The sequence below is a fragment of the Phycisphaerae bacterium genome (assembly GCA_018003015.1).
GTDB lineage: Bacteria > Planctomycetota > Phycisphaerae > UBA1845 > PWPN01 > JAGNEZ01.
On sequence record JAGNEZ010000044.1, the window covers coordinates 1 to 20,730 of the forward strand.

Below are 20,730 nucleotides of genomic sequence, written 5' to 3' on the forward strand. Positions count from 1 at the left end.
GCGACAACGTGCGATACATTCGTCGAATCCGTTCGATCACTGTTGCATCCTGCATCCACCCAATATCGGAACAACGCGATCGAACCTATCAACAATTGTTCAGGTTATTCTTTTGCGGGCCCTTAGCGCGGGCGGCGTCCCCGTCATTCCCGACGGACAGGTTGTGGTCCCCGCGGGACAGAACAGCGTCGAACTGGCGGTGAAGGCCCTCGACCTGGGCGGTACAAACCTGGTGGCCTCGGCTCCCGAGGCGCTGTTCGGCTGCACGGCGGTCTTCCGAGTGCGGCTGGGCGACCAGGGCATCATTATCGTCGACGATCACTTCGACGATAATCCCAACGGCATCCCGAGTCTGGACGCCAGCGCCTTGGCAGCCAACGACAAGGGTCCGGGCGGCGGATGGAGCCCGTACACGTCGGGCAAGAGCCAGCGTGAGCGGGGCACGAACTGGGAAACCCTGAGTGACGGCGGCGACTGGAGCCTGGCCGCTCTGAACGGGCTAAACGAAGACGAGTTCAAGTTCATGACCGACCAGGGTGTTCGCCTCGAGTGGGTGATCAGCAGCGTCACCGTGACGGCGGACAACCCGACGCCGTACGCTCAGCACCCTACCGGCGAGACCTCCGACGTTCGACACGAGTTCGGAATCGTCTCCGCCATCCGACCCAACAGCGGCAGCAACGAGCTGTACACCAACACCTCGGGTGGTCTGTACGTGAACGTGTATTACTCGGCCATCGGTGCTCCGCCGACGCAGAACATCACCGTGACCGGAAGCGTGCGGGTGGTCAACAACACCCACACCGGCGGCGATGAGGAGACTCTCACCGGGCTCGAGACCGTGGCGACCTTCACGCTTACCGGAATCGCCAGCATCACCCCGAGTAATCCCCTGTCGGTCACCATCGAGGCCGACAAGGACGGCTGGGAGATCGGCTTCTCATCGAACGCGAATCCGACCTACGTGATCAGTCCCCAGTCGCCCGGCGTCACGACGGTTCCGGTCGCGAAGTTGGCTGGGGGCTGGGACGTCAACTCGCTCAACGACGCGGAAATCACCAGCGAGTTCGTGAGCGGGGCCTTCGCCTACGCCCACTTCCAGAACATGGGCATCGGTCGCGGCTCCAGCTGGGTGGACCGCGCCAGGGTGTGCATCGGCTGCAAGCTGACTACAGACTGCCCCGACCCGTTTGCGGACGCCGATCGGGACGGCGACGTGGACCAGCTGGACTTCGGCCTCATGCAGCTGTGCTTCACGGGCGAAAACGGCGGCACGCCCCAGGGTTGCCGGTGCTTCGACCGGGATGAGGACGGCAGCATCACCGCGATCGATTTCGGCGCTTTCCAGAACTGCGCCACGAGTAGCGGGCCGATGATCGCGGCCGACGCGACCTGCGACGATAACTGACCCAGGTAACGAGCCCCGCTCGGCGCCGGGGTTCTCGTGAGCCTGTGCAGTTCGGCATCTCGGCTGCTCCTGAGGGTAGCCGAGATGCTTGTTTTTGCGCCCGGCTCGGCCGCAACACGGCCGGCCGAGGCTGCGGCCGGGCTTCGTTCCCGAAGGCTTGCCGGTGTGGTAAGGTAGGCGGCAACATGGACATCCGTTTTCCCTCGAGGAGTCGCCGCGATGAAGCGAGTCCCTGCAATCCTCCTGGTGCTCCTGGCCCTCTGCACCCCGACCGCGGCTCAAGCTGCCGGGCCGGAAGCGGCGGCCAGGGGCGTACTGACGCGGCTGCTGCCCGCCGAGGCCGAGCACTTCGAGCTGACGATCATTCCCCAGGCGGACGGCCGCGATGTTTTCGAGATTGAGAGCAGGAACGCGAAGATCGTCCTCCGCGGCTCCAGCGGGGTGTCGATCTGCTCGGCCCTCAACTGGTACTTGAAGTACCATTGCCACGCAAGCGTCTCCTGGACGGGCAACCAGCTCCGGCTGCCCACCCCGTTGCCCGTCGTCCAGGGGGTGATCCGCAGGCCCAGTCCGCACCTGTACCGCTACTTCTTCAATTACTGCGCCTTCAGCTACAGTCTCGCGTGGTGGGACTGGCCCGAGTGGGAGCGGATGATCGACTGGATGGCCTTGAACGGCGTCAACGCACCGCTGGCTATCACCGGCCAGGAGGCCACTTGGCAGGCGGTGTTCCGCGATCTGGGCCTCGCCGACACCCAGATCGCGGAGTTCATCGCCGGCCCGGCGTACCTGCCGTTCGGCTGGATGGGCTGCGTGGACGGCTGGGGCGGCCCGCTTCCGCAGCACTGGATCGACCGGCATCGCGAACTGCAGATCAAGATTCTCACCCGCGAGCGGGATCTCGGCATGACCCCCATTCTGCAGGGCTTCACCGGGCACGTTCCCAAAGCCATTCAGGAGCAGTTCCCGATGGTGCGGCTCCAGCAGGCCTCGCCCTGGTGCGGATTCCCGGCCACGTGGTTCATCGACCCGATGGACCCGTTCTTCCAGCAGGTTGGCAAGGCCTTCATCGAGGAACAGACCCGCCAGTACGGGACGGATCATCTCTATGCGTCCGACACTTTCATCGAGATGTCCCCCCCGAGCAACGATCCGGCGTATCTGGCGGGCATGGGTCGCGCAGTTTACGGGGCCATGGCGTCTGCCGATCCCGAGGCCATCTGGTTTCTCCAGGGATGGATCTTCCCCAACAATCCGAGCTTCTGGAAACCACCCCAGGCCAGGGGGCTGTTCAGCGGCATACCCAAAGACCGACTGGTCTTGATCGAGATGACCGGCGACACGTGGAAGAAGACCGAGGCTTTTTACGGCCAGCCGTGGCTTTGGGCTCTCATCCAGGACTTTGGCGGAGTGGTCAGCCTGCACGGCGACCTGGGCGGCTTGCTCGACCAGCTTGAGGCGGCCACGGCCGCCGACAAGGACCGCCAGCTACGCGGGATTGGCATCATCATGGAGAGCCTGGGCTACAACGCCGTCTTCGACGACCTGCTGCTGGAAATGACGTGGCGAACGGAGAAGCCGGAGATCGGCCCATGGCTTGCCGACTACGCCCACCGTCGCTACGGGCGGAGCACGGCCGGCGCCGAACAGGCATGGAACCTGATGTTGACCGGCCCTCACCGTCGTCCACGGGCGGCCACGGCGGTGATCTGCGATCGCCCGACCCTCCAGCGGAACGCCGCATCTACCAGCACCGATCCGAACAGCCACATGGTCGGACTGGTCAGCGCCATTCAGCGCCTGCTGGAGTGTGAAGGGAAGATCGGTGACCAGGACACGTTCCGATTCGACTTGGTGAACATGACCCGGCAAGCCCTCAGCAACGAGAGCTGGATCCTGCACGGTCGGCTCGTCAACGCCTGCAAGGCCAAGGACCGGCAGAGGCTGGCCGACGCGGGCCGGCGATTCCTGGAGTTGATCCGCGACATGGACGAGTTGCTGGCCACCCGACGCGAGTTTCTGCTGGGTCCCTGGCTGGCCGACGCCAAACGCTGGGCCACCCGCAGGGAGGAGCGGCGGCTTTATGAATGGAACGCCCGAAACCAAATCACTCTCTGGGGCTCGAAAGATTCTCCGCTGAACGACTACGCCCAGAAGCAGTGGTCCGGCCTGCTCACCGGCTTCTATCTGCCGCGATGGCAACAGTTTCTGGCTCGGCTGGACAAGGCCCTGGAGGAAGGCAGGGAAACCGACATGGCCGCTTGGGAACGCGACATTCGCGCGTGGGAGGAGAAGTGGACGCGCGGTACAGAGGCGTACTCGACCGAGCCCTCGGGGGATTCGTTGGCGGTGGTCAGGAGGCTGTGCGCCAAGTGGTTCATGGATCCGTCTCGGGCGGACAGCAGGCCCCCCCGTTGACGAGAAGGCAAACGGAAGCGACAACGGAGTCGAAATCGAGCGAGGTTCAAGCATGATCACCGTCCATCTGGTCTTTAACGCCCACATCGATCCGGTCTGGCTGTGGCCTTGGCAGAGCGGACTTGACACCTTGCTGGCGACTTGTCGAAGTGCGTGCGACCGGCTCGACGCTCATCCGGACCTGCATTTCGTGCGCGGGGAGGCCTGGGCTTACCGCGAGGTCGAGCGCATCGACCCGGCACTGTTCGAGCGGATCCGGGCCCACGTCAAGGGTGGGCGCTGGCACATCGTCGGCGGGTGGTGGCTACAACCCGACTGCAATGGGCCGAGCGCCGCTGGCTTCGAGCAGCAGATTGCGCTCGGCAAGGAGTTTTTCCTCGATCGTTTCGGGCAGTTTCCTCGCGAGGCCTATAACGTGGACAGCTTCGGCCACGCGGCAACGCTCCCGGCTTTCATGCGGGCCGCGGGACAGGACCGCTACGTGTTCATGCGGCCGCAGCGACAGGAGATGGCTCTGCCGGCCCGGCTGTTCCGGTGGCGGGGCGATGCGGACAGTCCCGAGATCATTGCGTTTCGGGTCGCCCGGGCCTACACCGTTCGGGAAATCACCGTCGAGCACGTCAGGGCTTCGCTCGAAGGCCTCCCGACGGGCATTGACCACACGATGTGTTTTGTCGGGATCGGCGACCATGGGGGAGGGGCCACCGAGCAGCAGATCGCCTGGTGCCGTGAGCACCAGACCGCCATCGAAGGCTGCAGGCTGGTTTTTTCTGCACCAAACCTGTTCTTCGACGCGGTGGCGGACCAGACAGACAAGCTGCCCCAGGTCGTCGGCGAGCTGCAGCACCACAGCATTGGCTGCTACAGCGTACATCGGGCGGTCAAGCTCGGCGTCCACAAGGCCGAGCGCCGGCTGGCCCAGGCCGGCGTGGTACGCAAGCTGGACCCCCACCCCGAGCCGCAAGTCGACGAGCGGCTCAAGGAAGCCTGGCGATGGGTGTGCTTCGGGCACTTCCATGACATCTATGGCGGAACGTGCATTCCATCCGCCTACGAACAGGTTCATGCCCAGCTCGGATTCGCGCAGGCGGTGGCCGACGAGACCCTCCAGCGTGGTTTGCGGCGAATCGGCACCACCCTGCCCGACGACCGGATGCAGCGCATCGTTCTGCTGAACGCGTCGGATGCGCCGTTCGAAGGCTATGTGACCCACGAGCCCTTTCTCGAAGGCTCAGCCTGGCAGCCACATTGGCGACTGATCGACGAGGCCGGGCAGCTGGTGCCTCACCAGCGCGTGGCCACCGAGTGCCTGGTCCCCAACGATCCGGCGTACTTTCTCAGGATGGTCTTCCGCCTCACATTCAAGCCCGGGCAGATGCGAACGCTGCGAATCGACCCCGAAGGCGGCCTGGCCACCACCCCGGCCAACTACTCAGGAACGAAGGTCATGGGCGAACGCATCACCAACGATCGCGGCGTGTCCGTCAATCTGATCGCCGATGACGAACTGACCTTCGAAGACCGCACCGAGCTGCCGCTGCCGAAACTGCAGCTCATCTCCGATCCCACGGACACCTGGAGCCACAACATCGATCGGTACAGCAGCGACGTCCTGGCCAAGCCGCACTGGCACGAGAGCCAGATCGTCGACGCCGGCCCGGTGATGGCCTCCCTGGTCGCGGACGGCCATGTGGCCGATAGCCGACTGCTCAGCGAGTTCCGCGTCTACGCCGGCGAACCGTTCGTCGAATGGCTGCTGCGCGTCCACTGGTGCGAACGTCGGAAACTGCTCAAACTGAACTTCCCCCTCTTGGACACGATCAGGAAGCGTTATGACGGTATCCCGGGCGGCGAGATCGTCCGGTTGCCGGACGGCAAGGAACGGCCGGTACGCGACCGCACGCTGATCGAAATGAGCGACGGGCGCAAGCTGGGGCTGGTCTTTCCCGAAGTCTTCGCCCTGGACGCAACGCCGAACCTCCTGCGACTGACCCTGCTGCGCAGCCCGATCATGGCCCACCACGCTCCCCACAACGGTCAGGATCTTCGGGCGGTGTATGCTGATCAGGGCATCCACGAGTTCCGGTTCCGGTTCTTCTGCGGACCAGACGTCAACAGCGAGCTGCTCGATGCCCACGCCATGATGATGCACCGGCCACCGCTGGCGGCGGATCTGACCCGAGGCATGGGAGTGGCCTGAGCGCCGTCAGGAAGATGCCGAGGGGGCATGCTCGGACCTCGGTGCCCGAGGAGTCAAGCGAGCCTGACCAGCCGATCCATGGGCTACAAGCGGGCCGGCATGGCCGGGAGGAGTGGATCGGGCCAACGCTCGGGGCAACTCCAGTGGGTATCCTGCCGGCCCACTCCCAGAGCCCCCCGAAGAACTCCACCCAGAGCATGGCAAGCAGAGCGATACGTTGACCGCCTCAATAACCCCTCGGACTGCTTGCGTGACGACACGGCGGCCGGAATCCACCGCCAGGCCCGCGACCTGGGCCGGACGCGAGCCGATGGCCGTGGAGGCCGGCCTCGGGGCCTCGGAGCAGAGAACCGCCCATCAGGCCATTCATCCGGGCGATCAGCCGACTTCGCGCTTTTGGAAAGCGGCGATGGCAACGAGGAGGCCGGCCATTACCAGGCACATGGCATACCCGAACGACATGCCGACATAGCCCAGCGTGATCTTGGTGTCCTGGGTGAGGGCATCGGTCACCCAGAGGAAGGCTAGGTTAGGCGAAAGCCAGTAGGCGATCCGGGCCCAGAGATGGGTGTCCCGGTACTGGCCGAACATCGCGTCGGAAAACAGCCCCAGAAAGAGCACGCCGAGGCAGATGGCCAGGGTCAACACCTGGCCGCACCGGGTCGATGCGGCCAAGGCGACGGACGTCAGCATGAGGATCATGGCAAAGACGAGGGCGAGAGCCCCGAGCAACTGCCCGTCGATGAAGTCCTTGCCGAACTGCTGAAACTGCCAATCAGGATCGATCAGAGCCACCAGGGCCAGAACCAGACCCATCAGGGGCACGGCAATGGCAATCGCGGTTGACGAGAACTGCATGTCGTACATATAGTTACAAAAAGCCGCGATCAGGATGGACAGGACCAGGGCTCCGCACCCGAAGAGGATCACCGGCAAATCGTATTGATCGCTGGCCCGCTCCATGACTTTGTGCCGCATGGTCAGCAGGAAGACAATCCCCGTCAGGTAGAAGGCCACGGCCAGAGCGGAAGCGAGCCCGATGAACTTGGCGGTGACGAACAATGGTCTGGGCACCGGCTTGCTGATGACCGTAAGAACGGTCTTATTCTCGATTTCGAGCGACAAAATCCCTGCGGCGCTGAAGGCGGACAAAAACAAACCGGAGATCAGCAACGTAGAAAGGCCAAGGTCTTTCAGGAGCTTATTGTCGTCCTGTAGGGTAAATCCGCTGATTCCGACGCACAAGACAAGGGCGCCGGCGGTCACCAGGAGCAGGACGCCGTAGATCGGCTGGCGAACTGTCTCGGTGAAGCTGTTGGTGACGATACCGAGGAATTTCGTGGGCATCGGGCTTCCGCTGATTGACAACCGTCGAGCAGGTCTATGACCGCCACCTGCAGGGACGTCCCGGCGGCTTGGCAGTCTGACCGGCTTATTGTAAAGTACGACGCTCCGTCGTCCACTGGTCGGCGGAAAAAAGGGTATGGGGCGGATGAGCCTTGTGGCAGTCCGCCCCCCGTTCTGCAGCAATCTCTCATAGAGACATGTAGCGTATGATGCAAGAGCGACCGGAAACCCGAGCCCGCAGCGTAGCCTTGATCGGCATGATCTTCCAGATTGTCCTGGCCGCCTTCTACACCATCCTGGCGGTCTGGAGTCAATCCCAGGCCATGTGGGCACTGACCCTCCTCACCTCCCTCGGCATCGTCATCTGGCTCACCCTCCTACTGGTTTACCATCAGCGTGTGGCCGTCCAGGAGGAAGCCCTGGAGACCGACCAATTGCGTCGGCAACAAGCGAGCGGCCAGGTGGGGGAGGCGATCTTCGACGTCACCAGCGAGGAAATGCTCCTGGCCCGGCGTCGGCTACGGTGGATGTACCGCTGGCTGGTTCCCGCGGCGGCACTCGTCATCATCGTGGCCCTCGTCGGGGCCGGACTGCTGGGCTGGTCCTGGGGGCTGTTTAAGCCGATCTCGGCCACGACGTGGAAGGATGTCCAGCACAGCAACGTGCTGATGTGGTTCCTGGGCGGCGCCGCCTTTCTGAGTTTCCTCCTCTCCCGGTACGCGGTTGGCATGGCCAAGTATCTGGAGTGGCAGATGCTCCGGGCTGGAGCGAGCTACCTCATGGGGGTCACGCTGGCTTCGGTAGCCCTGGCCGCCACGCTCGGAGCTATCCATTTTGTCCAGAACCCCTATCCTGAGCACGTTCTGGCCTATGCACTGCGGTTTCTGATGCTGGTGCTGGCGGCCGAGTTTGCCCTCAATCTGCTGCTGGACTTCTACCGCCCGCGCTCGCCGGACGAAGTACCCCGGCCCTCGTTTGACAGCCGTCTTCTGGGCCTGTTCACCGAGCCGGGTGGGATCGCCCGCTCGATCGCCGACGCGATCAACTACCAGTTCGGCTTCGAGGTCTCGTCGACATGGTTCTACAAACTCCTCGAGCGATCGGCGGTGCCTCTAGCGGGCTTCGCCGTGCTGAGTCTGGTGCTGGCCAGTTCACTGGTGTTCGTGTCGGCGGACGAGGTGGTCGTGGTTGAGCGATTCGGTCGGCGACTGCCGGGTGACCTCGAGCCGGGGCTGCACTTCAAGCTGCCCTGGCCGGTGGATCGAGCCTACTCGGTCGGCATCCACGGCGTTCACGAGTTGATTGTTGGGGTGAAGCAGCAGGAGGATCCCAACGTCCAGGACAACCTGATTCTTTGGACCAACCAGCATGCTCAGGAGGCTCACCTGAAGGTCCTGGTCGCCACGCCCAAGCTGGCGGGTTTCATGACCGCACCAGGTGGCGACGCGGACAGGAAGCCGGCCTCGCCGGACGCTTCGGCGAACGAGTCCAGTGCCATGAGCGAGGCCAGCGAGGCGGTATCGGTAAGTATGCTCCGCGTGGCCATGACCATCCAGTACGAGATCAAGGAGGCGTATCAGTGGATCACCACCTATCGTGATCCTGAGGCGGCCCTGAAGGCCCTCGCCCATCGGGAAATCACCCACTACTTTGCGAACGTGGACGTCATAGGGGTGTTGGGCACGCAGCGAGGACCGATCGAGAAGGCCCTCTGGGAGTCGATGCAGAAGACCGCCGATGAATCCAATCTGGGCATCAGGATCGTATTCCTGGGACTCCAGGGCGTTCACCCACCGGAGGACACCGCCGCTACCTTCCAGGAAGTCATTGGCGCCGAGCAGAAGAAGAACGCTACCATTCGTACTGCCTGGGCGGACTACAACAAGCGGCTCTCGCAAGTGGCCGGCGATGTTGGGCGAGCGGAACAGCTCGCCAAGGCCATCGAGAAGATGAACCGCCTCGATTCGGATCCTGACGCGACGCCGGCTGACCGCGAGACCGCTCAGGACCAAGTCCAGCTCCTGTTCTTCGGAAGTGAACCGAAGAGGATTCGCCCGGTCGGAGGCAGCGCCCAGAGCCGGATCGCCCAGGCAAGGTCGGAGAGATGGAAGATGGAGAACGAGGCTCACGCCCGGGCGGTGGCGTTTGCCCAGGAGATTGCCAACAAGCAGGCGGCGCCGGAGGCCTACTATACAAGACGCTACCTGCGAACCGTGGCCGAGTCGGTCAAGGGCATTCGAAAGTACCTCCTGGCCGCCGAAGGTGAGATTTCCACACGGGTGTTCAATCTGGATATCAAGGACCCGGCAAACGCACCCATGGACTTGGCCGTAGAGAAGCAGCCGTAAGGAGTGTTGACGTGAGATCCCTGCCCCCTCTGATCGTACCAGAGGAGGCCGATATGGAGAGATGCAACGATGAAACGTAGCTGGCCTTCATTGATCAGCGGCGCCGTATTGGCAAGCATGCTCATCCTGTACATGGTCGCCTTCCAAGTCCGATTCTCCGAGGTCGCGGTGGTTCGCACCTTTGGCCAGATCAAGGAAGGCGGGGTCATCAAGGAACCTGGGCTCTACTGGAAATGGCCCTGGCCGATTCAGAGGGTGGAGCGATACGACAACCGCATCCAGACCACGTCGACCACGGGCGAGGAAACGCCCACGCGGGACGGCAAGAACGTGATCGTCACGAGCACCGTGAATTGGCGGATCGACGACCCCAAGCAGTTTAGCATCCGCTGCAAGAGCATGAAGGAAGCCGAGAACTTCGTCAAACTCCGCGTCCGTAACGATCAGAAAACGGTCATCGGAAAGTACGACTTCCGCAATTTCGTCTCCGTCGAGCCGAGCGAGCTGAAACGCGACGCGATCGAGCTGGAAATCGGCAAAGCGGTAGCGATGGTTGCCCAGGAGCTGTACGGCCTCCGCGTCGAGCGGGTGGGCATCGAGACGTTCCAGGTGCCCCAAGAGGTCAGCAAGTCCGTCATTGAAGCGATGAAGAAAGAAAGGCAAGCCAAAGCTCAGCAGTACACCAGCGAGGGTGAGTCGGAAGCTAAGCAGATCAAGGACACCGCTGAGAGCATCGCCGGGACTATCACCACATTCGCCGATCGCAAGGCGGCCGCGATCGTAGCCGAGGGCCAAAAGAGAGCGGTGGAATACAACCGGGTATTCCGAGAGGACCCGGAACTGGCCAAGTGGCTGCTCCAGGTTGAGAACATCCCAGTGGCCCTGGGCGATCGAGCCACACTGGTCATTGACCAGCCGATCTTCACGGAGATATTCCGCGAGACCGGATCGGCCGGCGTGCCGTCGCCCCAACCAGCCGAGGGCCCTGCCGGCCAGACGGCCCTTCCCGCGGCGATTCCAGTCATCGTGGACAGCAAGTGAACAACGGAGCAAGATGACCTTGGCTCATATTCACGACCATCATCATGAGGATCAGCCGCTGGGCGAGTGCTGCGGCCATGGGCCGGAGAACCAAGCCTTGGCGGTGATCGAAGAACCCCTAGATCCGGCTAACCAGTCGCTCTCCGATGCGTTAAGGCTGAGCTTCTGGTTTCTCAAGCTGGTGATGTTCTGTCTGATCATCGGCTTCATGCTCAGCGGCCTGGTGTGCGTCGACCAAGGCGAGGTCGTGGTCGTCACACGGCTGGGGCAGCTAGACGGTGAACCGCGGAAGCCGGGACTGGGTTGGGCGTGGCCCTATCCGATTGGCGAGAAGACCAAGGTCAGCACCACGTTGCGCAACCTGTCGGTGGACAGTTTCTGGCTCAACCTCAGCGAGGCCGACAAGGCTAAATCCTTGAGCGAAGTTAACGCCCGTTCGCCGGGACTGGACCCGAAGGTTGACGGCGCTCTCCTGACCAACGACCTGACCGGCGATCTGGCCATCATGCACATGCAACTCAACATCCAGTACCGCGTCAGTGACGAGACGCGAATTCGAGCAGCGGAGACTGATCCCGCGCGCCGCATATCCGATGTCATTCTCTTCGTCGAGAACGTCGGCAATGAACAAGCCTTCCTGCGAACCGTGATCCAGAACGCAGCCGTAGCCGAAGCCGCCAAGACCACGGTTGACGTGTTGTGGAAGGACGCCGGTCGGGTAGCATCCGCGGTTCAGGTCCGCGCCCAGGCCATGCTCGACCAGCTGGAAACCGGCATTCAGTTGGAGAAAGTCGCGGCCCCACAGTCGTACTTTCCCCTCCAGGCTCGGGAGGAGTTCAACAGCGTAACCAACGCGATGAACCAGAAAAGCACGCTGATCAGCGAGGCCGACGGCGAGCGCACCAAGAAGCTGCTCGGCGTGGCCGGTCCGGCCTGGGAACCGCTGAGCGAGGCCATCCAGTCGCTCGACCAGGCGACCGACACCGCGGCCAGAGACAAGGCCATGAGCCAGATCGACGAGATCCTGGAAAAGAGCGCGACCGGCGAGGCGGGCGGCAAGATCAAGCTCGCCCAGCGCGACCGCGAGAAGGTCATCGCTGATACGCGGGCCGAGGTCTCCCGATTCCAGGCCTACCAGGCGGAGTACCGCAAGGACCCCGACCTGGTCCGCAAGCAGCTCCGAGCCGGGATGCTCAGGAGACTTTTTGACGATCAGGACGTCATCAAATGGTGGCTGCCGCCGGGCAACAAGCAGCTGATCATCTCCATCAACAAGGACCCCAAGGATATCCGGGACGCCGAACGGCGGAGACTGGCAGAGGAGGCGAACAAGCCCAAGTGATGTCAACTGACGGAACACTCGTCGTTCACGCGGTAGGCCTGACCAAGGTCTTCAAGGACTTCTGGCTGCGCAACCGGGTCGTGGCCGTGGATCGCCTCGATTTTGAGATCCACCAGCACGAGGTCTTCGGACTTTTGGGCCCAAACGGATCGGGCAAGACGACCACGATCAAGATGATGCTCGGGCTGCTCTACCCCACACGCGGGCGAATCAGCGTGCTGGGCAAGGCTCCGACCGAGGTCGCGATCAAGTCCCGGATCGGCTACCTGCCGGAGGAATCCTATCTGTATCGTTTCCTGGATGCCCGGGAGACGCTGGATTACTATGGCCGCCTTTTCCAGCTCCCGCGTCCTGACCGCCGACGGCGGGTCGAGCAGTTGCTGGAGATGGTCGGCCTCACCCGCGAGGCCCGCCGCCGAGTGGGTGAGTACTCGAAGGGAATGGCCCGCCGTATCGGGCTCGCCCAGGCTCTGATCAACGACCCCGATCTGCTGATCCTGGACGAACCCACCACCGGCCTGGATCCGATCGGAACGCGCGAGATCAAGGACCTGATCCTGTTCCTCAACCGCGAGAAGCGTAAGACCATCCTGCTGTGCAGCCACCTCCTGGCCGATGTGGAGGACGTCTGCCAGCGGGTCACCATCCTGTACGGCGGCCGCAAGCAGGCCGTGGGCAGTATCCACGAGTTACTCAGCCAGGAGAATCAGACCCAGATCACGACCGAGCGGTTGAGTGCCGACGCGATCGAGCGCGTCCGCCGGATCATCGAAGAAGAAGACGGCAAATCCCTGCTGAGCATCACGACCCCGACGACCAGGCTGGAGACGTTCTTCCTCCAGACGGTCCGGGCGGCACAGGTGGCCCAGACCAAGACCTCGGGGGCGACCTCCGGCGGTCGCATTGCCGGCTTCCTGGGCGGCGCCGAGAAGGCCGAAGGCGAGGCGGTGGTCAGCTCGCTCATCGCCGCCGCATCGAAGTCGGACCCCGGCCAGGAGATCCCGACCCGAGAGCCGCCTTCGCAGGCGCCGTCCTCGGAAGTGATCGATCAGCTGGTCTCTGCCACCCGGGAGCGCCCGGCCGAGACCGCGCAGGAGAAGACCGAGACACCGCCCGTCACCCAGCCCGACCGGACGGTCATCGATGATCTGCTCAAACGGGCTGACCGGCCCCGGGAGTGACCTGCCATGTCGCGGATCTGGGCCGTCGCTCGCCACACCATCGCCGAGAGCATCCGGACGAAGACCGCGCTGGTCTTCATGGCCATGATGGTCGCTCTGCTGGTCATTCTCCCCTTCAAGTTCAACGGGGACGGCGTCACTCTGCAGAGCCGCATCCAGGGCGTCCTGGATCTGGCGATCACCGGCACGTCCGCGCTGCTGAGCATCATGACCGTCTTTCTGGCCTGCTCCTGCCTGGCCAATGAGATCCGACTGCATCAGATCTACATGATCGTGACCAAGCCGATTCCCCGATGGCAGTTCTTCCTGGGCAAGTGGCTGGGTATTTCCTTGCTGAACTTCACGCTGCTTATCCTCGCGGGAATCACGGTCTGGAGTTTCACCTGGCTCTACCTCCGTAACCTGCCCACCTTTGAGGAAGACCGAATGGCGGTCAAGTACAACGTGCTGACCGTCCGCTACGGAGCCAAAATGGAGGAGCCAGACTTCGCGAATCAGGTCGAGGAGCGGTTCCGCAAGCTGCGTGAAGAGGGCCGACTGGACAACGTCAATCAGAGCGGCCAGGCGGAGTTGCGCAGCCAGATTGACGCCGACCTTCGCAAGAGTTGGCGCAGTCTGGGGCCGGGCGAGTACAAGGATTTCACTTTCAGCAACATGCTGGTGGATCGCAGTGACGAAGAAGGCGTGCTCTACATGCGCTTCAAGCCGATGAGCCCCAGCGGCGCGGACGGGGCCGAGTTCCAGGCGGCCTGGCAGGCGGGCGACCACAACGACAAGGATACCCTGGGACCGGTCCAAACCGGCAGCTTCCGGGCCGAACGGTTTCACGAGGTCCCCATCCCGGCCTGGACGGTCAACAACGAGAACGTGCTGCATTTGCGGATCCAGAACACCAGTCAGCGGGAGACTATCCTGTTCGAGGGTGCCGACAGCTTCGAGGTCCTTTTCGATATTGGCACGTTTCACTGGAATATCACCCGAGCCTTCTCGATTGTCTGGTGCCGGCTGGCCTTCCTGGCGGTCCTGGGACTGCTGTGTTCGACCTTCCTGTCGTTCCCGGTGGCGTGCATGGGAGTCTTCATCGTCCTGTTCATCGCATCGAGCACCACCTTCCTGGGCGAGGCCATCGAGTGGTTCTCGCCCAAGCCACTCGAACAAGGAGCTTTGGCGATGCTGAAGACAGCCTTCATGTACACCGTGCAGGGGATTCTCTGGCTCATCCCTGATTTCGGCCGGTATGACCCGGCAAGCACGGTGGTCGCCGGCCGCGTCGTCCCGCTGAAGTGGGTCATCGAATCGGTGGTCGTCCTGGTGGCGATCAAGGGATTCCTGATGGGGTTGCTGGGGACCGTGATACTCACCCGGCGCGAGCTGGCTCAGGTGACGGTGTAGCCATGGCAGACCAGGCGGTGGTAACCGAGCAGATGCTGGAGAAGCGGATTGTCGCCCAACGGTCGGCTACGCTGGTGCAGGCCCTGGCTCTGATTGGAGCCGGTGCGTTCATCGCTCTAGGCGCCTGGCTGCAGGCCCCGATCAACCGGGCCCGCGTGGACCTGCAGTTGGTCACGCAATCCAACGTCTACAAGGAGCTGCCCCCGGTCTACGGAGCGGCCAGTGCCGCCGGCGGCGTGGTGCGCGGCATCGCGATCCTGAATCTCTGGATCACCTCGGAGAAACTGAAGGAGGAAGGCAAGTACTACGCGGCCCATCAGTATGCCAACTGGATCTGCACGCTTCAGCCGCGCTTCCCGGCGGTCTGGAGCTTCCAGTCGTGGAATATGGCGTACAACATTTCGGTGGCTACGCACACGCCTCGCGAACGCTGGCAGTGGGTCTACAACGGCATTCGGCTGCTGCGGGACGAGGGTATCCCCAACAACCCGAAGACGGCAAGCCTCTATCATCAACTCGGCTGGACCTGGTTCCACAAGGTTGGCCAGAACACAGACGACAAGCACTGGTACTACAAGCGCAATTGGGCCGCCATGATGGAGATCCTGCTCGGACCACCCCCGGCCGGGCTGAGCAGCGCGGCGACGATCGACTGGTTTCGCCCGGTCGCCGAGGCGCCGACCACGACGACCGATCTGCTCGCAAAGCACCCGCAGCTGGCCAGCGTAATCGCCGTCCTGTCCGAGGCGGGCGTGGATCTTGCAGCCGAGACCGACAGCCAGCGGCTCTTCCATCCGCTGGAGGAGACCTTCTTCCGCCCTTACACCGCCTGGCGCCTCGACCAACAGTTGCACGGCCTCCGTTCGCCCGAGGCCGTCAGGGAAGCAAGGGCCAAGCTGGACTCGAAACAGGAGAAGCTCTGGGGTGTTTTTGACTCCAACCCGGATGGCTTCGACACGATGCTCGCCCATCTGCGAGCCAGGGTGCTCCGCGAACAATACAAGATGGACCCGAAGTACATGCTCGCCCTGACGGGCCAGCTGAACACCGACCAGCCGATCCCGATCGATTGGCGGACGCCCTGGGCCCAGTCGCTCTACTGGACCAAGTGGGGCACGGAGCAGGCCGCCCAGTACAAGGCCACCAAGGAATTCGACATCCTCAACACCGACCGGATTCAACTGTTCTCCCTGGCTACGCTTGCGCGACAAGGGCGATACACCTTCAGACTCCGGCTCGACGAGTGGGACAAGTCGTTCCTCTGGACGTCACCCGACATCCGCTTCGTCGAGGCCATGCACCGCAAGTACCAGGAGTTAGGCAAGAAGCACGCCGAAGAGGGCGAGGAAATCGGCGAGACGGCCGGTGAGACCCTGAGGTCCGGGCATGTGAATAACCTGCACGCCGCGGTCGTCAATTTGTGGCTGGCCGGCAAGAAGGACGAGGCCGGCCGATACCTCGACTACCTCGCGAAGAACTACAAGGACCCTGGAACCACGAACACCAAGGCCATGTACCTGAAAGGTCTGGACGATTTTGCCTTCGGCGAGCTTCGCGAAATGGTGGGCAGTTTCACTGACGCCATCTACGCGATCAGCGGCCTGCTGACCTCGGCCTACGTCAGCCTGGGCAACGGTAACGGCGAAGAATATGCCGCCAATGTCCAGAACGCAGCGTTACTGTTCAAGACCTATCAGGAGGAATACAAGGACAGCGACGAAGGCCGCATGATCCTGCTGAAATTCCCCGACTTACGGGCTACCGCCCTGGCCAACTTCGTCACCGACGTTGGGTATCCGCTGCTCTACCGCTCCTTGGCCTGGAGCGGAGAGCAGAACGAGATCAAGCAGCGGTGCTACGACCTCATCTACTCGGACCTCGCCAACCAGTGCAGGATCCTGAATCTGGACGTGAACCGAGCCTTCCCCGAGCCGGAGGGCATGGCCCAGTGGCGCAAGGAGAATCCGACGCCCGAGAATCCCGAGGACGTCCAGAAGGGCATCATGAAACAGGAGAACGAAGCGAAAAGTCCTTAGTCCGTCGCCCAGTCCGGCGGCGGCGCGACGAGCGTGGTTAGAACATCATCCCATGCTGGAACGCGGGATCCGCCGCGATTCCCTCGGGAAGCACCAATGCCGGGGCGTTGCGGGCCCGGCTCTCGAAACCCAGCTCCCAGAACAGCGAACGGTAGCTACCCCGCCCCGCGGTCGCAACCAGGTAGTCAGCATCCAGATCCACTGCGGCGCGCAGCGCGGCGATGAGCAGGGCGCGCACCAGAGGTATCTCCCCGTCTCCAGCATCCGTCGCCATCTCCTCCGCACCGCCCGGCGGAGCTTTAGATGACAACAGCGGAGAACACCGGGGGGCGGCCAGTTCCTCAACGAACGCGATACGCCGCTCATCCAGTCGCTCACAGAACACAACCGCCCCTCCCAGGGCACGGCCATCGAACCGGCGAAGGACCAGCACGCGGGTATCTTTCCACTCCGGATGGCGAGCGTATCGCCAATCCAGATAATCGGCGGACCAGTCAATCGAGCACGTTGCACCATAGGAAAGCCGCATCGACGCGAGGTACTCCAACTCCTGAATCGCAGGCGCTTCCAGAACCTCGAGTCGGCAGCCGGCCGGTAGCGGCAGCCGCGGTCGGATCCCCAGCAGTCGGCAACATCCGCCCGCCGCACGGCCGAGTATCGCCCCTGCCTTGGCTCGTAGCAGCCGACGGACAACCCGGCTTGCGCCCCCCAGGCAGGACCGTATCTCCTGTTCGGGCGTTGCCGGGGCACGCCACAGTTCGCGGGTCCATTCGACCGGCCGACATCCGTAGCGACCAAGCACCGCCCCGGTCTTGTCATTGGCTGTGGTCGCCAATGGCACCTGACCCTCGGCGGCGGCCATGAACGCCTGGGCCAACCTGAGCCCAGCGAAAAGACCACCACGAGCGGTCGCTTCAGGACTCACCACGTAGTCGGCGACGACCTGGCCGATGCGCCGCCCTGCTCCGACCCGCAAAGGCAAATACACCACCCCGATATGTCCAACCACGGCCTCGCCGTCCACCAGGACCCAACCGGCGGGTCGCTGCCCACGGAAGGGATTGTCCAGACACTGCCAGCGCCAGCGGCGAAGCCAGCGCTGCAGATCGGAAAGCGTGCCGGGAATCGCGGCGCGCAGCCTGGCATGAACGGCCGGCCCGTCTTCGAGCCGGACCTCTCGGAGATCAAGTGGCGGCGCGGCTGGATGCGTAGCCGGAGCGACGCCCGAGGCGACATCGGCATTTGATTCCGGGGAGCAGGTTTCAGCAGCCAAAGCGCTCATGGCATCACCGGATGAATCGCTGCCAGAGGACGAAGAGTATCCGACCGACCGATGGGCCGACGATGAGCCGCGGCAGACGCATCAGGTTCTGCTTCTGACAGTAAACGGCGTTCTGCTCAAGCGTCAGTGCACAGTGATAGCCCATATCGAGGAGGAGCTGCTCGGTGACGGGTGACATGCTCGCTTCACGGCCATACGGATACGAGAAGTGCGGACTGTGAGGACCCACTCGCTGCATGAGCAGCTCGCGAGCGCCGACGACTTCGTGCAGAACAAGATCCGGGTCCTGAGGGGCAAGGGCTATGTGGCTCAGCCCATGACTTCCGACATCGACTCCGGCGACAATGAGATCCTTGACCTGCGCCCAGGTCATCGGACTGAAGTCGGCGTATCGGGCTCGGAGGGTCTGAAGCTCGTCGAGCGAGTACTGGTCGTAAAGTTCCTGGAGCCTGCGCACCCGCATGGGTTCGGGCAGATACCGGCAGGTTTCGCGAATCCTGAAGACCGCGTCCTGACGCTGCTGAGGTGTGTGCAGGTCGAAACGGATCATCAGGTTGTCCCAGCGAAAACCAATCTGACGCTGGCTGCCCCGGTGAATCAACAGATAGAGGTCGTCAGTCCACTGCCGCCCACCCGTCTCAATGAGCATGGCGGGCACGAAAGCCGACCAGGGTATTCGCATCGCGGCCATCTCGCCGGCCACAACGCTGTGATTGGTGACGTAGCCGTCGTCAAAGGTGATGATCACGCTTCTGGGCGGTGGCGAACGCCGTTCGCGAATGGCGGCCACCAACTCGGCCAGACTGATCACGTTGAACGAGCGACGGAGGAGCTTGAGCAACCGGCGGAAGTGGTGGAGTTCCATCGCCTCCGATTCCACCTCGGGGTCACGGCTGTGCGCAATGACGCCGTGCAGGCAGAGAATCGCGGCACGATGGGTAATATCCGGCAGGGAGTTGTGTGCTCGCGTGAGTTCCATGGCCCGACCCAGCCCCTGGCGAATGAAGCGGCCCTGCCGCGGGGGTAGGGCCGCGGCTCGACTCTCGGCTCGCCAGGACAAAGCAGAGAAGACTCGGTGTCGAAGTCGCATAAGGTCTTGTGAAGACGTACGTTATACCTCGCTGGTCCAAGGCCGGCCGTCGCTGGCCGGCGATGACACACCCAAACGGCACAGACCGACCCAGGCTCCATGCTTGTTATCGGATGATGCGGATCGAAGGTCGCGATCACGGAGGATGGAATCGACTCGTACGGAACGGTCACCCAGTTATCAGACGTCGAGGCTCTCTAGAGCAAGCCGGGCGGCGTCCAAGGCAGCGGCAGCCTCCCAGCCGTCCATCAGACCGTGGTCGTAGGATAGGCACAAGGTCATCTCCGCCCGGACGGCGAGTTGACCGTCGCGAACCGTGGCTGTCTGATGAACCGCTCCAGCGGTCAGGATCGCCGACTGATAGGCGTTCTGCAGCCCGACGTGGAACCTGACCGGCTGATCGGCAAGGACGGACACGGTCATGCATGCTCCAAGCTGGTCGGCGGGCTTGAGCTGGCCGCGGAAGACGGCCATGCTCAGAGCAACACACTGGCGAGCGAGGTCTTCAAGGGACTGGCTGTCCACCGACCGAATGACGGGCGTGAACAGGCGGCCGTCGGGACTCCGGGCCGTAAAAGCGATTGCCGGAGTATGGTAGCTGAACACCTTTCGCCCGAGCCGAAACGACGCCAGTGGGGGGACGGCGCGAACCGCGGCGGCGGCCGCATGGAGCAGGAGCGGAACAGGCCCGGTGACAAGCCCTGCCTCGCGCCCGGCGCCCAGCCAGCGTCCGGCCGCGGTCATATCCACGTCCATGTTGACGAAGGCGCTTACCAGCCGGGACTGGGTGACGGTCAGATGGCGGGCCACGGACCACTGGTGATCCGACAGGTCGGGGCCATGATCGACGAGCGGCGCCAAGAGCGGTGGGAGTTCTCCCCTGTCCGGCCGAGTGGACTCAACCCCGGGGGCTGGGTGTTCGGCCAGGTAACGCTCGACATCCTCGCGACGGATCCTGCCCGGGGCGCCAACCTGGGCCAAGTCCACACCGTGCCGGCGAGCCAGTTCAATCGCTCCGGCTGTGGCATCAACGGGGGTTTCCAGGCCCCGAGAACCAGCGGTCAATACCTCCGGGACCCGAGGGTGGGTGGTGAGATGCTGCTCGATTGCCTCCAAGGAGGGGCCAAGGAAACCAATCGTCTGGCCAATGGCGACCACCTCGCCGACCTCCACCATGGGCCGGAAGACGCCGCTGGCCGGTGACGGCATATCCCCTACCGATTTACTGGTCTCGACCTCGCAAAGGGGCTGCCCTTCGACCGCCTGTCCCCCGTCGGGCACATGCCAGCCCAGCAGTATCACCTCCTCGTCATTAACGTTGACCTGCGGCATGGTGACCGCGACGACGCCGGGAACCGAGTCAGCTGCGCTCACTTGACCCCCTTGGCTGCCAGCCGCTCGAGGATCATGGCCACACTGCCCAAGGTCACGATCTCGTCGTTGTCGAAGGTGATCTTGAAGGTCTTCTCCAACTCGAGGATCAATGACAGGTGGGTCACCGACGTCCACGCGGGCAACTGGGCGGCAGTGGTCAGCTCGGTAATCGACGAGACTGCGGCAGCATCCAGCTTCATCGCGCGGGCCATGCACTGGCGGACAATGTCGAGATGAAGAGTCATGGGCAGTTCTCAGCGTTCAGCCATCA

General features: G+C 63.2%; 14 protein-coding genes. 9 read left to right on the top strand and 5 right to left on the bottom strand.

Annotated features, from left to right (window positions below):
* Positions 1–112 precede the first annotated feature (112 nt).
* From KA354_17295 to KA354_17305, 3 genes are all read left to right on the top strand, one after another.
* On the top strand, positions 113–1,408 hold the full coding sequence (locus tag KA354_17295) for a hypothetical protein (protein MBP7936398.1): 1,296 nt from the start codon (positions 113–115) through the stop codon (positions 1,406–1,408).
* Positions 1,409–1,627: 219 nt separating this feature from the next.
* Positions 1,628–3,826: an alpha-N-acetylglucosaminidase gene (locus tag KA354_17300; protein ID MBP7936399.1), complete on the top strand. Its 2,199-nt coding sequence runs from the start codon at positions 1,628–1,630 to the stop codon at positions 3,824–3,826.
* A gap of 52 nt (positions 3,827–3,878) precedes the next feature.
* Positions 3,879–6,026 (top strand): hypothetical protein, encoded by a 2,148-nt coding sequence (locus KA354_17305; GenBank protein MBP7936400.1) that lies wholly within the window; start codon positions 3,879–3,881, stop codon positions 6,024–6,026.
* 378 nt (positions 6,027–6,404) lie between these two features.
* Here the strand turns inward: KA354_17305 and KA354_17310 are convergent, their stop codons facing one another.
* Positions 6,405–7,373: a hypothetical protein gene (locus KA354_17310; protein ID MBP7936401.1), complete on the bottom strand. Its 969-nt coding sequence runs from the start codon at positions 7,371–7,373 to the stop codon at positions 6,405–6,407.
* A gap of 206 nt (positions 7,374–7,579) precedes the next feature.
* Here KA354_17310 and KA354_17315 point away from each other — a divergent pair, with 206 nt between their 5' ends.
* The 6 genes from KA354_17315 to KA354_17340 all read left to right on the top strand — a co-directional run bounded on the left by KA354_17315 (position 7,580) and on the right by KA354_17340 (position 16,713).
* Positions 7,580–9,721, top strand: coding sequence for a hypothetical protein (locus KA354_17315; GenBank protein ID MBP7936402.1), 2,142 nt, complete (start codon positions 7,580–7,582; stop codon positions 9,719–9,721).
* A gap of 69 nt (positions 9,722–9,790) precedes the next feature.
* Entirely contained in the window at positions 9,791–10,762 is a 972-nt protein-coding gene (locus KA354_17320) for a hypothetical protein (GenBank protein MBP7936403.1), read from the top strand.
* 13 nt (positions 10,763–10,775) lie between these two features.
* Positions 10,776–12,104 carry a hypothetical protein gene (locus KA354_17325; GenBank protein ID MBP7936404.1) on the top strand — a complete coding sequence of 443 codons (1,329 nt, stop codon included), beginning with the start codon at positions 10,776–10,778 and terminating at the stop codon, positions 12,102–12,104.
* A complete protein-coding gene (locus KA354_17330; protein MBP7936405.1) occupies positions 12,104–13,285 on the top strand; it encodes an ABC transporter ATP-binding protein in 1,182 nt (393 codons plus the stop codon). Before KA354_17325 ends, KA354_17330 begins: the two co-directional genes overlap by 1 nt.
* 6 nt (positions 13,286–13,291) lie before the next feature.
* Complete coding sequence (locus KA354_17335; protein MBP7936406.1) at positions 13,292–14,677, top strand: ABC transporter permease; 1,386 nt, start codon at positions 13,292–13,294, stop codon at positions 14,675–14,677.
* Positions 14,678–14,679: 2 nt separating this feature from the next.
* On the top strand, positions 14,680–16,713 hold the full coding sequence (locus KA354_17340) for a hypothetical protein (protein MBP7936407.1): 2,034 nt from the start codon (positions 14,680–14,682) through the stop codon (positions 16,711–16,713).
* A gap of 37 nt (positions 16,714–16,750) precedes the next feature.
* On the opposite strand, the gene KA354_17345 is transcribed toward KA354_17340, so the two are convergent.
* The 4 genes from KA354_17345 to KA354_17360 all read right to left on the bottom strand — a co-directional run bounded on the left by KA354_17345 (position 16,751) and on the right by KA354_17360 (position 20,704).
* The gene (locus tag KA354_17345) at positions 16,751–17,995 is read right to left on the bottom strand and encodes a hypothetical protein (protein ID MBP7936408.1); all 1,245 of its coding nucleotides are present in this window, start codon (positions 17,993–17,995) and stop codon (positions 16,751–16,753) included.
* A gap of 4 nt (positions 17,996–17,999) precedes the next feature.
* Entirely contained in the window at positions 18,000–19,085 is a 1,086-nt protein-coding gene (locus tag KA354_17350; protein MBP7936409.1) for a polysaccharide deacetylase family protein, read from the bottom strand.
* A 180-nt stretch (positions 19,086–19,265) separates the two neighbouring features.
* Positions 19,266–20,459 carry a 2-oxo acid dehydrogenase subunit E2 gene (locus KA354_17355; protein MBP7936410.1) on the bottom strand — a complete coding sequence of 398 codons (1,194 nt, stop codon included), beginning with the start codon at positions 20,457–20,459 and terminating at the stop codon, positions 19,266–19,268.
* Positions 20,456–20,704 carry a hypothetical protein gene (locus KA354_17360; protein ID MBP7936411.1) on the bottom strand — a complete coding sequence of 83 codons (249 nt, stop codon included), beginning with the start codon at positions 20,702–20,704 and terminating at the stop codon, positions 20,456–20,458. Before KA354_17360 ends, KA354_17355 begins: the two co-directional genes overlap by 4 nt.
* Between the last annotated feature and the right edge of the window lie 26 nt (positions 20,705–20,730).

What these genes read in the sequence shown, in the direction of transcription:
- KA354_17320 (MBP7936403.1), top strand. Translation starts at nt 9,791, where the DNA reads ATGAAACGTAGCTGGCCTTCATTGATCAGCGGCGCCGTATTGGCAAGC.
- KA354_17340 (MBP7936407.1), top strand. Translation starts at nt 14,680, where the DNA reads ATGGCAGACCAGGCGGTGGTAACCGAGCAGATGCTGGAGAAGCGGATT.
- KA354_17345 (MBP7936408.1), bottom strand. Translation starts at nt 17,995, where the DNA reads ATGAGCGCTTTGGCTGCTGAAACCTGCTCCCCGGAATCAAATGCCGAT.
- KA354_17360 (MBP7936411.1), bottom strand. Translation starts at nt 20,704, where the DNA reads ATGACTCTTCATCTCGACATTGTCCGCCAGTGCATGGCCCGCGCGATG.
- KA354_17335 (MBP7936406.1), top strand. Translation starts at nt 13,292, where the DNA reads ATGTCGCGGATCTGGGCCGTCGCTCGCCACACCATCGCCGAGAGCATC.
- KA354_17325 (MBP7936404.1), top strand. Translation starts at nt 10,776, where the DNA reads ATGACCTTGGCTCATATTCACGACCATCATCATGAGGATCAGCCGCTG.
- KA354_17315 (MBP7936402.1), top strand. Translation starts at nt 7,580, where the DNA reads ATGATGCAAGAGCGACCGGAAACCCGAGCCCGCAGCGTAGCCTTGATC.
- KA354_17300 (MBP7936399.1), top strand. Translation starts at nt 1,628, where the DNA reads ATGAAGCGAGTCCCTGCAATCCTCCTGGTGCTCCTGGCCCTCTGCACC.
- KA354_17310 (MBP7936401.1), bottom strand. Translation starts at nt 7,373, where the DNA reads ATGCCCACGAAATTCCTCGGTATCGTCACCAACAGCTTCACCGAGACA.
- KA354_17350 (MBP7936409.1), bottom strand. Translation starts at nt 19,085, where the DNA reads ATGCGACTTCGACACCGAGTCTTCTCTGCTTTGTCCTGGCGAGCCGAG.
- KA354_17330 (MBP7936405.1), top strand. Translation starts at nt 12,104, where the DNA reads ATGTCAACTGACGGAACACTCGTCGTTCACGCGGTAGGCCTGACCAAG.
- KA354_17305 (MBP7936400.1), top strand. Translation starts at nt 3,879, where the DNA reads ATGATCACCGTCCATCTGGTCTTTAACGCCCACATCGATCCGGTCTGG.